Source organism: Microbulbifer variabilis (assembly GCF_056232115.1).
The window spans coordinates 690,363-703,475 of sequence record NZ_CP174325.1 but is presented as its reverse complement, the minus strand read 5'-3'; the positions used below and the strand labels follow the sequence as shown (position 1 = coordinate 703,475).

General features: G+C 56.4%; 10 protein-coding genes and 1 pseudogene. 9 read left to right on the top strand and 2 right to left on the bottom strand.

Going from position 1 to position 13,113, the window contains the following annotated elements:
- Nucleotides 1-28 precede the first annotated feature (28 nt).
- The 3 genes from grpE (at nucleotide 29) to dnaJ (ending at nucleotide 4,092) form a co-directional block, all read left to right on the top strand.
- Nucleotides 29-670 carry a nucleotide exchange factor GrpE gene (gene grpE, locus ACJJI7_RS03030; RefSeq protein WP_282952480.1) on the top strand — a complete coding sequence of 214 codons (642 nt, stop codon included), beginning with the start codon at nucleotides 29-31 and terminating at the stop codon, nucleotides 668-670.
- A gap of 123 nt (nucleotides 671-793) precedes the next feature.
- On the top strand, nucleotides 794-2,746 hold the full coding sequence (gene dnaK, locus ACJJI7_RS03025; RefSeq protein ID WP_282952481.1) for a molecular chaperone DnaK: 1,953 nt from the start codon (nucleotides 794-796) through the stop codon (nucleotides 2,744-2,746).
- A gap of 221 nt (nucleotides 2,747-2,967) precedes the next feature.
- On the top strand, nucleotides 2,968-4,092 hold the full coding sequence (dnaJ, locus tag ACJJI7_RS03020) for a molecular chaperone DnaJ (protein WP_020414631.1): 1,125 nt from the start codon (nucleotides 2,968-2,970) through the stop codon (nucleotides 4,090-4,092).
- 75 nt (nucleotides 4,093-4,167) lie between these two features.
- Here the strand turns inward: dnaJ and ACJJI7_RS03015 are convergent, their stop codons facing one another.
- Nucleotides 4,168-4,623: a hypothetical protein gene (locus ACJJI7_RS03015; protein ID WP_020414632.1), complete on the bottom strand. Its 456-nt coding sequence runs from the start codon at nucleotides 4,621-4,623 to the stop codon at nucleotides 4,168-4,170.
- A gap of 240 nt (nucleotides 4,624-4,863) precedes the next feature.
- Between ACJJI7_RS03015 and dapB the strand changes: the two genes are divergently transcribed.
- The 5 genes and pseudogenes from dapB to carA all read left to right on the top strand — a co-directional run bounded on the left by dapB (nucleotide 4,864) and on the right by carA (nucleotide 9,486).
- The gene (gene dapB / locus ACJJI7_RS03010; RefSeq protein WP_444900991.1) at nucleotides 4,864-5,676 is read left to right on the top strand and encodes a 4-hydroxy-tetrahydrodipicolinate reductase; all 813 of its coding nucleotides are present in this window, start codon (nucleotides 4,864-4,866) and stop codon (nucleotides 5,674-5,676) included.
- A gap of 157 nt (nucleotides 5,677-5,833) precedes the next feature.
- Nucleotides 5,834-6,187 (top strand): annotated as a pseudogene (locus ACJJI7_RS03005) (ATP-dependent zinc protease family protein); the annotation flags it as partial.
- A gap of 132 nt (nucleotides 6,188-6,319) precedes the next feature.
- A complete protein-coding gene (gene rimK, locus ACJJI7_RS03000) occupies nucleotides 6,320-7,249 on the top strand; it encodes a 30S ribosomal protein S6--L-glutamate ligase (RefSeq protein WP_245556720.1) in 930 nt (309 codons plus the stop codon).
- Nucleotides 7,250-7,442: 193 nt separating this feature from the next.
- Nucleotides 7,443-8,006, top strand: a complete 564-nt coding sequence (locus ACJJI7_RS02995; protein WP_245556715.1) for a YfiR family protein — start codon at nucleotides 7,443-7,445, stop codon at nucleotides 8,004-8,006.
- 331 nt (nucleotides 8,007-8,337) lie between these two features.
- Nucleotides 8,338-9,486: a glutamine-hydrolyzing carbamoyl-phosphate synthase small subunit gene (gene carA / locus ACJJI7_RS02990; protein ID WP_020414636.1), complete on the top strand. Its 1,149-nt coding sequence runs from the start codon at nucleotides 8,338-8,340 to the stop codon at nucleotides 9,484-9,486.
- Here the strand turns inward: carA and ACJJI7_RS02985 are convergent.
- The gene (locus tag ACJJI7_RS02985; RefSeq protein ID WP_282952483.1) at nucleotides 9,483-9,698 is read right to left on the bottom strand and encodes a hypothetical protein; all 216 of its coding nucleotides are present in this window, start codon (nucleotides 9,696-9,698) and stop codon (nucleotides 9,483-9,485) included. The two genes, carA and ACJJI7_RS02985, sit on opposite strands and share 4 nt — an antisense overlap.
- A 168-nt stretch (nucleotides 9,699-9,866) precedes the next feature.
- Between ACJJI7_RS02985 and carB the strand changes: the two genes are divergently transcribed.
- A complete protein-coding gene (carB, locus tag ACJJI7_RS02980) occupies nucleotides 9,867-13,094 on the top strand; it encodes a carbamoyl-phosphate synthase large subunit (RefSeq protein ID WP_282952484.1) in 3,228 nt (1,075 codons plus the stop codon).
- Nucleotides 13,095-13,113 lie beyond the last annotated feature (19 nt).

The window sequence follows — 13,113 nt, the reverse complement described above, 5'->3', positions numbered from 1 at the left end:
TGACAGAGTCGACGCGACGGAGAAAGCAGTGGCCAGAGAGCGCAGCGAAGAAGATCAGATCACAGAGGGAGTGCAGCCGGAAGCGCTGGCGGACGAGCACAGAACAGCTACAGACGAGGCGGTTTCCGCGGAGATAGAAGACCCCTCCACAGCGGAGCGCCAGCAGGCTGAAGAGGCTTTGCACGAAGAAGCCGAAAGTGCCGATGCGCTGCACGATGAAATTATCAAGCTGCAGGAACAGCTGGTTGTGCAGAAGGATATCGCCCTGCGCGCCCAGGCGGAGGAGCAGAATGCCCGCCGCCGCGCCCAGCAGGATATCGATCGTGCACGCAAGTTTGCTGTAGAGAAATTGTTGCAGGATTTGTTACCGGTTGTGGACAACCTGGAACGGGCACTTTCTACCATCGATAACGCTGATGAATCCAATAAGGCATTGGTGGAAGGTATTGAGCTTACCCACAAGTCTTTCGTCGATACCCTGGCGAAAAATTCTGTGGAAGTAGTTGATCCGGCTGGCGAGCCGTTTGACCCGGAGTTGCACCAGGCAATGACCCAGGTACCCAACGGGGAGGTGGAGCCGAATACGGTTCTAGAGGTGTTTCAAAAAGGCTATCGCCTCAACGGTCGTTTGGTTCGCCCGGCCATGGTTGTGGTTAGTAAGGCCCCGTAACGGCAAATGAGTGGAACGGCCTTGAATTTCGCTGGCCGGCACCAATATAGCTGACATCAGGAATTATTCGCGCGTTGCATACAGAACAGAGCTGGCGGCGCGCATCAAATGAGGATTTTACAGATGGGAAAAATTATCGGCATCGACCTGGGTACCACTAACAGCTGTGTAGCGGTACTGGATGGTGACAAGGCGCGTGTAATCGAGAACGCCGAAGGTGATCGTACTACGCCTTCTATTGTTGCCTTCACTGACGACAACGAAATTCTGGTGGGCCAGTCCGCCAAGCGTCAGGCGGTGACCAATCCCCAGAATACTCTGTTTGCGGTTAAGCGTCTGATCGGCCGCAAGTTTAAAGACGACGTTGTACAGAAAGATATCAAGATGGTCCCCTATACCATCACCGAAGCTGACAATGGCGACGCTTGGGTAGAAGTGAAAGGCGATAAAAAAGCTCCGCCGCAGATTTCTGCCGAAGTCCTGAAGAAAATGAAAAAAACCGCGGAAGATTTCCTCGGCGAGAAAGTAGAAGCTGCGGTAATTACCGTACCTGCTTACTTTAATGACTCCCAGCGCCAGGCAACCAAAGATGCCGGCCGTATCGCGGGCCTGGACGTTAAGCGCATCATTAACGAGCCGACTGCGGCAGCCCTGGCCTATGGCTTGGACAAGCAGGGTGGCGATCGCACTGTAGCGGTATACGACCTGGGTGGTGGTACCTTCGATATCTCCATTATCGAAATTGCAGACGTCGACGGTGAGAAGCAGTTCGAAGTACTGTCCACCAACGGTGACACCTTCCTCGGCGGTGAAGACTTTGACCTGCGCCTGATCGACTACCTCGCGGAAGAGTTCAAGAAAGACCAGGGTATCGACCTGAAAGGCGACCCCCTGGCCATGCAACGCCTGAAAGAAGCTGCGGAAAAAGCCAAGATTGAGCTGTCCTCCAGCCAGCAGACCGAAGTGAACCTGCCGTACATCACTGCAGATGCCACCGGTCCCAAGCACCTGGTGGTTAAGCTGACTCGCGCCAAGCTGGAAAGCCTGGTAGAAGACCTGGTAGCCCGTTCCCTGGAGCCGGTAAAAATCGCTCTGCAAGATGCGGACCTGTCCGCTTCAGGCGTAGACGAAGTGATCCTGGTTGGTGGCCAGACCCGCATGCCGCTGGTACAGCAGAAAGTCACCGATTTCTTCGGCAAAGAGCCGCGTAAAGACGTTAACCCTGACGAAGCTGTTGCTATGGGTGCTGCCATCCAGGGCGCCGTACTGTCTGGAGACGTAAAGGACGTACTGCTGCTGGACGTAACGCCACTGACCCTGGGTATCGAAACCATGGGTGGCGTTGCAACTCCGCTGATCGACAAAAACACCACTATCCCCACCAAGAAGTCCCAGGTTTTCTCCACTGCGGAAGACAACCAGACTGCGGTAACCATTCACGTGGTACAGGGTGAGCGCAAGCAGGCTTCCCAGAACAAATCCCTGGGTCGTTTTGACCTGGCTGATATTCCGCCGTCCCCCCGCGGTGTACCCCAGATCGAAGTGACCTTCGATATCGATGCCAACGGTATCCTGCACGTACACGCGAAAGACAAGGCGACTGGTAAAGAGCAGTCCATCGTGATCAAGGCTTCCTCCGGTCTCTCCGAGGACGAGATCGATAAGATGGTTCAGGACGCTGAGGCGAATGCCGAAGCGGACAAGCAGTTTGAGGAGCTGGTGCAAACCCGCAATACCCTCGATGGTCTGATCTCTGCTACCAAGAAGACCCTGGAAGAAGCCGGTGACAAAGCCACCGCTGAAGAGAAGTCTGCAATCGAAGCAGCTATCACTGAAGCGGAAGAGGCGGTGAAAGGCAATGACAAGGCTGCTATGGAAGCTGCCACCACCAAGCTGACCGAAGCTTCTGGTCCGGTTGCACAGAAGATGTACGCCGAGCAGGCCCAGGCCGCGGGCGCTGAAGGTGCCGCTGGTGCAGACGCTCAGCAGGGTGAGCAGCAGCAATCTTCCGCTGGCGACGATGCTGTTGACGCCGAGTTCGAAGAAGTAAAGGACGACAAAAAAGAAGGTAAGTAAGCGTTCGCTTGCATTTCCGGTACCAGCTTATACAGTGGCTGCCGGAAAACTTCAGGGGCGCGGCGCCTTCTTAATAGGCCCCGCGCCCTGTGTTGTTTCAGATAGCTGCCAAAAGTGATGTTTCTTATTTTGGCAGTGCTCCGCAACGCGGAGCTTGGTTAGGGACAGAGAAGTAGAAAGAGTTTGGCCGTTCTTGATGCCGGACCAGAGAACATAGTTTTATGTCGAAACGCGATTATTACGAAGTCCTGGGCGTCGAGCGCGGCGCTTCAGATGCAGAGCTGAAGAAAGCTTACCGCCGGGTGGCGATGAAGTTCCACCCGGACCGCAATCCTGATGACAAGGAATCGGAAAACAAATTCAAGGAAGCTAATGAAGCTTACGAGATCCTGTCGGACTCAGAGAAGCGCGCTGCCTATGACCAATTTGGCCACGCTGGTGTAGAGGGCCAGATGGGTGGTGGTGGTGCCGGCGGTTTCGGTGGCTTCTCCGATATCTTCGGCGACGTGTTCGGCGATATTTTCGGTGGTGGTGGCGGTGGCCGTCGCGGTGGCCCGGCGCGGGGTTCCGACTTGCGCTACGATCTTGAGCTGGACCTCGAGGACGCGGTGCGCGGCACCACAGTCAAGATTCGGGTGCCGACCCTGGCTTCCTGTGATACCTGCCACGGCTCTGGTGCCAAGCCTGGCTCTTCGCCGCAAACCTGTGGCACCTGTGGTGGTGCTGGCCAGGTGCGGATGCAGCAGGGTTTCTTCTCTGTACAGCAAACCTGCCCCAATTGTCGCGGTCGTGGCACTATCATTTCCGATCCCTGTGGCAGCTGCCACGGTCGTGGCCGCGTAGAAGAAACCAAAACCCTATCTGTGAAGGTTCCCCCCGGTGTGGATACCGGTGATCGTATCCGCCTGTCCGGAGAGGGTGAAGCAGGCCCCGATGGTGGTCCCTCCGGTGATCTCTATGTACAAGTGGTGGTAAAAGAGCACGAACTGTTCCAGCGTGATGGCAAGAACCTCTACTGCGAAGTGCCGATCAGTTTTGCCGCCGCTGCATTGGGCGGTGAGCTGGAGGTACCAACCCTGGATGGTAAGGTGAAGCTGAAGATCCCGGCAGAGAGCCAGACAGGCAAACTGTTCCGCCTGCGTGGCAAAGGCGTTACTCCAGTACGCGGCGGCGCTACCGGTGATTTGCTGTGTCGGGTTGTAGTGGAAACTCCAGTTAACCTATCCGGCAAACAGAAAGAATTGCTGCAGGAATTTGCCAATACCCTGAGCGAAAAGAAAAATGCACCTCGTCAGACCGGTTGGTTTGAAGGTGTGAAGAACTTCTTTGGGGATATGAAGCTTTAATCTTCCACTTGGCTCCCTCAGTTGCTAGAGCTGGCTGAGTGAGCACTGGAATGACCCAGTAATATCTTTACTGGGTCAGCGCTCCTGGGCTGCCCGGACCCGTAACCTGTTAGCAAATTCACGCAGGAATTCGTGCTGAATTCTGCCCGCCTCCTTTAGTTGTTTCTGATTTAATTTTCCCTTTAATTCCTTCAGCGTTTGAGCGCTGATGGCAGCCATTTGTGCGCCGATCTCTCCACGTTGTTTGGGGGTTAAATCAATTTTTTTGTCGCTCAACAAGCTATAGGCTTCCAATACTGCCTTTTTTTCCGCAAAACTCTCCTGCAGGATGGGCAAGACGACTTTTTCCTGTTCAGGGGTGAGCTGCAGACGCAGCGTCACCCAATCTGTTATGTCATCGTATTTCTCCCAAAAATCCGCATTGGCACCTTGTTGCTGGGCTGAGCCCGGCATGCTGCCAAAAGCCAGGGTCAGGGAAATAACCACCACAAGTAGATGCGGCAGGTGGTTAGATCGGATCATAAGTCGCATATTGGCGCTCCATTTATCCCATCACATAAAGACTAGCAGCGGTGGTCAAGAGCGTTTTGGCAGCAAACTCTCTCTTGGGAATAAAGATTACCATTGATATTTCCATGGTGTGTTAGCTGCCTGGTAGCAGCTTTTATTGTCTGCACTCTTCTTCATTTAAAGGGGGTCTATTTCGCTATGCGCCACTGAGGGTGCAGGGTAGAATCCCAGGCCTTAAGGGTGCACACAGGAGCGGTGGGAATGGCAGTAAAGATAGCGGTTACAGGGTTTGGCGGACGTATGGGGCGGGCGCTGGCAGAGGCGCTACAGCTTGCGAATAATGCCGAATTAAGCGCCGCAATTGTACGCCCGGGTTCCAGCCTGGTGGGAGCTGATGCCGGCGAAGTCGCAGGGCTCGGGCGTAATGGTATCGCCGTTGTGGATAGCCTGGAAAAGGCTGACTTCGATGTGTTGATTGACTTTACTGCGCCGCAGGCAACTGTGGATAACTCTGCCTATTGTGCTGCCCATGGGCGTCCCATTGTCATTGGCACTACCGGTTTTGATGCGGAGCAGAAAAAACAGGTGCTGGCCAATACGGAGAAGGTGCCTCTATGCCTGGCCAGTAACTTTTCCACCGGTGTAAATCTGTGTTTCAAGTTGTTGGAGACCGCTGCGCGGGTAATGGGGGAAGATGCGGACATAGAAATTGTTGAAGCGCATCACCGCCACAAAGTGGATGCGCCCTCGGGCACTGCGTTGAGTATGGGAGAGGTAGTCGCCGAGACCCTGGGCCGCGACCTGGAAAAAGTGGCGATCTATGGGCGCGAGGGCCAGACTGGCGCCCGTGGGCGCGATACCATCGGCTTCGCCACCGTGCGTGGTGGCGACGTGGTTGGAGAGCACTCTGTGATGTTCCTGGCTGAAGGGGAGCGGGTTGAGATCAGTCACCGCGCAAGCAGCCGACTCTCTTTTGCCCGTGGCGCGGTTCGGGCTGCTTTGTGGCTGGCTGGTGATGGCAGTGTGCGCGCACCTGGACACTATGATATGCGCGATGTGTTGGGGCTGAACTAATCTCACCCTGAACAGATATTTTTGGTGCCTGCAGGGGCGCCGCCAGATGATTTTGTAATTTTCATTTGCCCGCCATTTTTGTGGGCGAAGCTATAAAAGGCCGCTGGGTTTCCCTCCCTAATTGGCCACCCTGTAATCCCTTTTTGAGGAACTGCTATTGGAAAAGAAGCTGATTGTCGGCAGTGAGGAGTGGTGCGGATTTCCTGCACTTGGCATTCCGGCGATTAAGGCGCGAGTGGATTCTGGAGCGAAAACTTCCTGTCTGCACGCTTACAACATCCATACCTTTAAGCGCGACGGTGAACCCTGGGTAAGTTTTGAGGCTCATCCATTGCAGCACCAGCGTCGCCCCTCTGTGCGTTGCGAGGCTCGCCTGCTGGATAAACGCCTGGTGCGGAGCTCCTCAGGTGAAAGCGAGAAGCGCCCGGTCATTCGCACATCCATGTCTGTGGGGGGCAGTGTCTGGGATATCGAGTTGACCCTGACTAATCGCGACAGTATGGGGTATCGCATGTTGCTTGGTCGGGAGGCCATGCTGGGGCGTATGTTGGTGGACCCCTCAGAGAGTTTTTGCCTGGGTGAGATTCCCCAAAGCCAGTTGGATGAATTCTACCGGGATGAACACCATATTGCGGGTACTGGCCTGCGTATCGGTGTACTGGCATCCAATCCGGATCTCTACAGTAACCGACGCATTATGGAAGCCGGTGCCGAGCGGGGGCATCGCATGAGCTTTCTCGATATCCGCCAGTGCTACATGAAGCTCGACCCGAGTGAGCCAGAGGTGCACTATCGGGACGGGCGAATTCTCAATAACCTGGATGCCGTGATTCCGCGTATCCGCCCAAGCCAGACTTTCTATGGTTGCGCCCTGACGCGTCATTTTGAAAGCCTGGATGTGTTTGCCCTGAATGGCTCTGCAGCGATCAGCCAGTCTAGGGATAAGCTATTTTCCCTTCAGCTGTTACAGCAGAGCGGTCTGAGTATTCCTACCTCCGGTTTTGCCAACTCCCCGGTGGATACCAATGAGCTGATTGAAATGGTGGGTGGCGCACCTTTGGTTGTGAAGCTGCTGGAGGGTACTCAGGGGCGCGGCGTGGTGCTGGCAGAAACCCGCAAAGCGGGGGAGTCGGTGATCAACGCGTTCAAGTCCCTGAAGGCGAATTTATTGGTGCAGGAGTTTATCCGCGAAGCGCAAGGTAAGGATCTGCGCTTATTTGTCATTGATGGTCGCGTGGTGGCTTCAATTCAGCGGGAGGCGGCACCTGGGGAGTTTCGTGCCAATATTCATCAGGGTGGGACTGCTTCGGTAGTGAAAGTCACCCAGGAGGAGAAGCGCCTGGCGATTAAGGCTGCCAAAGTATTGGGGCTCAAGGTGGCTGGGGTGGATATTATTCGCTCGAGTAAGGGGCCGTTGTTGCTGGAAGTGAACTCCTCTCCTGGTCTTGAAGGGATTGAGAGTGCCACGCGTAAGGATGTGGCTGGCGCCATGATTATGTCTATTGAGAAGGCGCTCAAATGGCGCCCGGCGGTAACAGGCGATGGCAGTGGAGGCAGTCCGCAGGTGGTGTAGTTGTCGCTGGAGCGGGAATGGCGCCGACACTGGCAGGCCCGGTAGACTAACCTTCAGGGGTGGCCGGGCTTTTTGCAGGCGCGCAACCAGAGCCCCGGTGTAGGTCCCAAACCGTGGGCCTCCGCCGATTAAAACCGTTTTGGGGCGATAATTGTATGGCCCCGGATGGCGCAACCCCAGGGCTTTAACGATCGTGAAAATTCCCAGCTGTCGCACCCTCTCCTGTCTTTCTCTACTTCTAATCTTACTTGCTGCGCCAGTAGTGCAGGCGGCAGTGAACCTTTCCGATACCCCTTTGGGGAGAAGGGTGATGGTGGATTACATTCTGCACTTCGCTTACAACCTGCAGTGGCCGGTCAACGCTTTTGCCAATCAGCGCGCGCCTTTCAGGGTATGCCTGATGGGAGGCGATTCTCTAGGTGAACCCCTGGCGGAGCGTTTTAAGAACCAGCGTATCGACGGTCGTCGGGTGGAGCTGGAAAAGATTGACCTGAAAGAGATGCTGCAGGCGCGCAAGTGCCAGATCGTAGTACTCGGTGCCATGGAGCGTGCCAGCTTACTCAAGGCCCTGGTGGCTGTAGAGTACTTCCCGGTTCTCACTATCAGTGATGCCCAGCGCTTTGCTGCAACTGGCGGTATGATTGAGTTTGCCGATAGCGGTGGTGAAGTAGCCCTGCGCATGAACAAGACCATGCTGGAAAAGGCTGAGCTGAAAATGGGAAACAGCTTGTTCCGCCTGGGGCAGAAACCAGAGTAAAGAAGAGCGCCCCGCCAGGCTTGGCGTATTTTTGCACTAGCGTCCAGAGGTAAATTCGCGTAGAATCTGCGCCCGAATTTGGGCCGGTGCCGCGAAGCTTGATCGCGCAGCGCGAGCCCACTAAAAAGCCGGTGGCAAGCATCGGCCAATTTGTGAGAGCCGCGCGTGAAAAGATTTTTAAAGCGAGATGAAGCTGCGATGTTTCATCTCGCTTTTTTATGCGCGTGCCAGTCAGGAGCCGCGTGCTCCAAAGCCCACAAACCCCGCCCGGAAGCAGTTCTGAAGATTGGAGTTCAACTTGACTAAAGCTGTCCCTACGTCGGAGGCCTTCATGCCCCACAACTTTATGCAGAGTACAACTCCCGCGCTGCTGGTGCTCGCTGATGGTAGTGTCTTCGAAGGACGCGCAATCGGTGCCCACGGCAGTTCTGTTGGCGAGGTCGTGTTCAACACATCCATGACCGGTTATCAGGAGATCCTCACCGATCCCTCCTACGCCCGCCAGATTGTGACTCTGACCTACCCACACATCGGCAACACTGGCACCAACCAGGAAGACGAAGAGTGCGCTGATATCTGGGCTGCCGGCCTGGTAATCCGCGACCTGCCGCTGCTGGCCAGCAGCTTCCGCAACGAGCAGTCCCTGGAAGACTACCTGCGCGAGCGCAATATCGTTGGTATCGCCGATATCGACACCCGTCGCCTGACCCGCCTGCTGCGCGACAAGGGTGCACAGAGCGGTTGCATCGTTGCCGGTGACAATATCGACCGCGAAGAAGCCCTGGCCAAGGCCGAGGAATTTGCAGGTCTGAAAGGGATGGACCTGGCCAAGGTAGTGAGCACCAAGGAAGCCTACCCCTTCAATGAAGGCACCTGGGAGCTGGGCGAAGGCCACAAGGCCGCGCCGGAACAGCCCTTCAAAGTGGTGGCTTACGACTTTGGTGTGAAGCGCAATATCCTGCGCATGCTGGTGGATCGTGGCTGCGATATCACCGTAGTACCGGCGGAGACCCCGGCCTCTGAAGTGCTAGCGATGAATCCCAGCGGTGTATTCCTGTCCAATGGCCCCGGTGACCCCGAGCCCTGTGAATACGCGATTACCGCTATCCGCGAAATCCTCGACGCGGGCATTCCCACTTACGGTATCTGCCTGGGCCACCAGCTGCTGGGCCTGGCGGTGGGCGGTAAAACGGCCAAGATGAAGTTCGGTCACCATGGCGGCAACCATCCGGTACAGGACCTGAACAGCACCAAGGTGATGATCACTGCACAGAACCACGGTTTCGAAGTGGACGCCGACAGCCTGCCGGACAATGTGGAAGTTACCCACAAGTCCCTGTTCGATGGCACCTTGCAGGGTATTCACCTGAAGGACAAGCCGGCCTTCAGCTTCCAGGGCCACCCGGAAGCGAGCCCGGGCCCTCACGATGTGGCACCGTTGTTCGACCACTTTATCGATTTGATGAAAGAGCGCGCCTAAGGGCGTAGCCAGCCCAGGGTAGGGCAAACAACCGCCGCTTTTGCGGCGGTTATAAGGAGACTCTGAATAACACCGTAATACCTCTGCGGGTCCTTGAAGGCTGCAGATGTTAGGCGCAGCTCGCCGCGAATGGCCGTAGCCCTTTGCAAGAGCTGCAACGCAGCAGCTGTGGCCTTCAAGGCCCGCCCTTCGGGGCTTGCATAGCGATTCACACTCCGCGTTGCGACTTCTTGAAAGGTCTAGACATTCCTGCGAAGCCGCGCCTTGATTGTGAACCGCTCTGCAAGCCAGAGGCATCACGGAGTTGTTTAGAGTCTCCTTACAAGACACGAATGAAATTTAGCGCAGCCGGCCTTAGCCGGTAGTAGAACGGAAGAAAGATGCCAAAACGCACAGATATCCAAAGCATTCTGATTATCGGCGCAGGCCCCATCGTGATCGGCCAGGCGTGCGAATTTGACTACTCCGGTGCCCAGGCCTGTAAGGCGCTGCGCGAAGAGGGTTACCGGGTGATCCTGGTGAACTCCAACCCGGCCACCATCATGACCGACCCGGCCATGGCCGATGCCACCTACATCGAGCCGGTGGAATGGCGCACCGTAGCCAAGATTATCGAGCAGGAACGCCCCGACGCCATCCTGCCCACTATGGGCGGCCAGACAGCATTGAACTGCGCACTGGACCTGGACAAGCACGGTGTCCTGAAGGAATTCAATGTCGAGCTGATCGGTGCGGACAAAGACGCTATCGAGAAAGCGGAAGACCGCGACCTGTTCGACAAGGCGATGAAGGCGATCGGCCTGGAAACTCCGCGCGCCAAGATCGTCCACTCCATGGAAGAGGCGAAGAAGGTACCGGAAGAGTTCGGCTTCCCGGTGATTATCCGTCCGTCCTTCACCATGGGGGGCTCCGGTGGCGGTGTGGCCTACAACTGGCCGGAGTTTGAAGAGATCTGTAAGCGCGGTCTCGACCTCTCCCCCACCAATGAACTGCTGATCGACGAATCCCTGCTCGGCTGGAAAGAGTACGAGATGGAAGTGGTTCGCGATAAGAACGACAACTGCATCATCGTATGTTCCATCGAGAACTTCGATCCGATGGGTGTACATACCGGTGATTCCATCACTGTTGCCCCGGCGCAGACGCTGACCGACAAGGAATACCAGCTGATGCGCAATGCCTCCATCGCGGTACTGCGCGAGATCGGTGTTGAGACCGGCGGCTCCAACGTACAGTTCGGCGTCTGCCCGAAGACTGGCCGCGTGGTGGTGATCGAGATGAACCCCCGCGTTTCCCGCTCCTCCGCACTGGCCTCCAAGGCCACCGGCTTCCCGATCGCCAAGGTCGCGGCCAAGCTGGCAGTGGGTTACACCCTGGATGAACTGCAAAATGATATCACCGGCGGTGCTACCCCGGCGTCCTTCGAGCCGTCCATCGACTACGTTGTCACCAAGATTCCGCGCTTCACTTTTGAGAAATTTGGTGAGGCCGATGCGCGCCTGACCACCCAGATGAAGTCTGTGGGTGAAGTAATGGCGATCGGTCGCACTTTCCAGGAGTCCATGCAGAAAGCCCTGCGCGGCCTGGAAGTGGGCAGCTTCGGTCTGGAAAGCAAGATTGACCCGGGCAAAGACGGCGCTGAGAGCCGTCTGCGCAGCGAACTTTCCGTACCCGGTGCCGAGCGTATCTGGTATGTGGGCGACGCCTTCCGCATGGGCATGAGCGTCGGCGAAGTTTACGATCTGTCCGGTATCGATCCCTGGTTCCTGGTGCAGATCGAAGAGCTGATCAAAATTGAAGAGCCGCTCAAGTCACTGCCTACCTCAGCGTTGACTGCTGAGCATATGCGTTTCCTCAAGCGTAAGGGTTTCTCCGATCGCCGCCTCGCCGACTTACTGGGGGTGAGCCAAAAGAGTGTGCGCGAATTCCGCCACAAGCTGGGCGTATTCCCGTCTTACAAGCGTGTGGACACCTGTGCAGCTGAGTTCAGTACTTCCACTGCTTATATGTATTCCACCTACGATGAGGAGTGCGAAGCAGAGCCGTCCGACAAGAAGAAAATTATGGTACTCGGCGGTGGCCCCAACCGTATTGGTCAGGGTATCGAGTTCGACTACTGCTGTGTACACGCCGCTCTGGCGATGCGCGAAGACGGTTACGAGACCATCATGGTCAACTGTAACCCGGAGACCGTTTCCACTGACTACGACACTTCCGACCGCCTCTACTTCGAGCCGGTAACCCTGGAAGACGTGCTGGAAATCGTTGCCAAAGAAAAGCCGGAAGGCGTAATCGTACAGTTCGGCGGTCAGACTCCGCTGAACCTGGCGCGCTACCTGGCCAACGAAGGTGTGCCGATTATTGGTACCACTCCAGAGCAGATCGATCGCGCCGAAGACCGCGAGCGTTTCCAGCAGATGATTATGCGTCTCGGCCTCAAACAGCCAAAGAACGCTATCGTGCGCTCTGTCTCCGAAGCCATCCAGGCCGCGAAAGACGTGGGCTACCCGCTGGTTGTGCGCCCGTCTTACGTACTGGGCGGCCGCGCCATGGAGATCGTCTACAAAGAAGACGAGCTGCTCACTTACATGAAAGAAGCGGTACAGGTTTCCGACGAAGCGCCGGTACTGCTGGACCACTTCCTCAACGCCGCCATTGAGGTGGATATCGATGCGGTATCCGATGGCCAGGATGTTGTAATCGGCGCCATCATGCAGCACATCGAACAGTGTGGCGTTCACTCCGGTGACTCCGCCTGCTCCCTGCCACCTTACAGCCTGCCGCCGGATGTGCAGGACCGTATGCGCGAGGAAGTGAAAGCCATGGCTCGCGAACTGGGCGTAGTTGGCCTGATGAACACCCAGCTGGCCTACCAGGACGGCGAGATCTACGTGATCGAGGTGAACCCGCGCGCTTCCCGAACTGTGCCTTTCGTTTCCAAGTGCATCGGCACTTCACTGGCGAAAGTGGCCGCGCGCTGTCAGGCGGGTATCAGCCTGAAAGAGCAGGGCTTTACTGAAGAGATCGTTCCGGACTACTACTCCGTCAAAGAGTCTGTATTCCCCTTCAATAAGTTCCCCAAAGTGGACCCGATTCTTGGCCCAGAGATGAAGTCTACCGGCGAAGTGATGGGCGTAGGCGCCACCTTCGCGGAAGCCTTCGACAAGGGCCTGGTTGCCGCTGGCGATCGCCTGCCGGAGTCCGGCCGCGTATTTATCTCTGTGCGTGACTTCGACAAGGCCGATGCAGTGGGCGTTGCCCGCGATCTGGTGGAGCTGGGCTTCGAGGTGATTGCCAGCCGTGGCACCGCCAAGGTCTTGCAAGAAAACGATATTCCCGTTACAACCGTCAACAAGATGAGTGAAGGTCGCCCGCATATCGTCGATATGATTAAAAACGACGAGATTGCACTGGTGGTAAACACCACCGAAGGTCGCCAGGCGATTCGCGACTCTGCGGATATCCGTCGCAGTGCCGAGAACCATCAGGTGTGTTACACCACCACCCTGGCGGCCGCTCAGGCCATGGCGATGGCCATGCGCCAGGAGCAGCCGTTGCAGGTTCGCCGCCTGCAGGATTTGCACCAGCGTGTGGTAAAGCTGTCCTAAGCATTCACAACAATTCGTA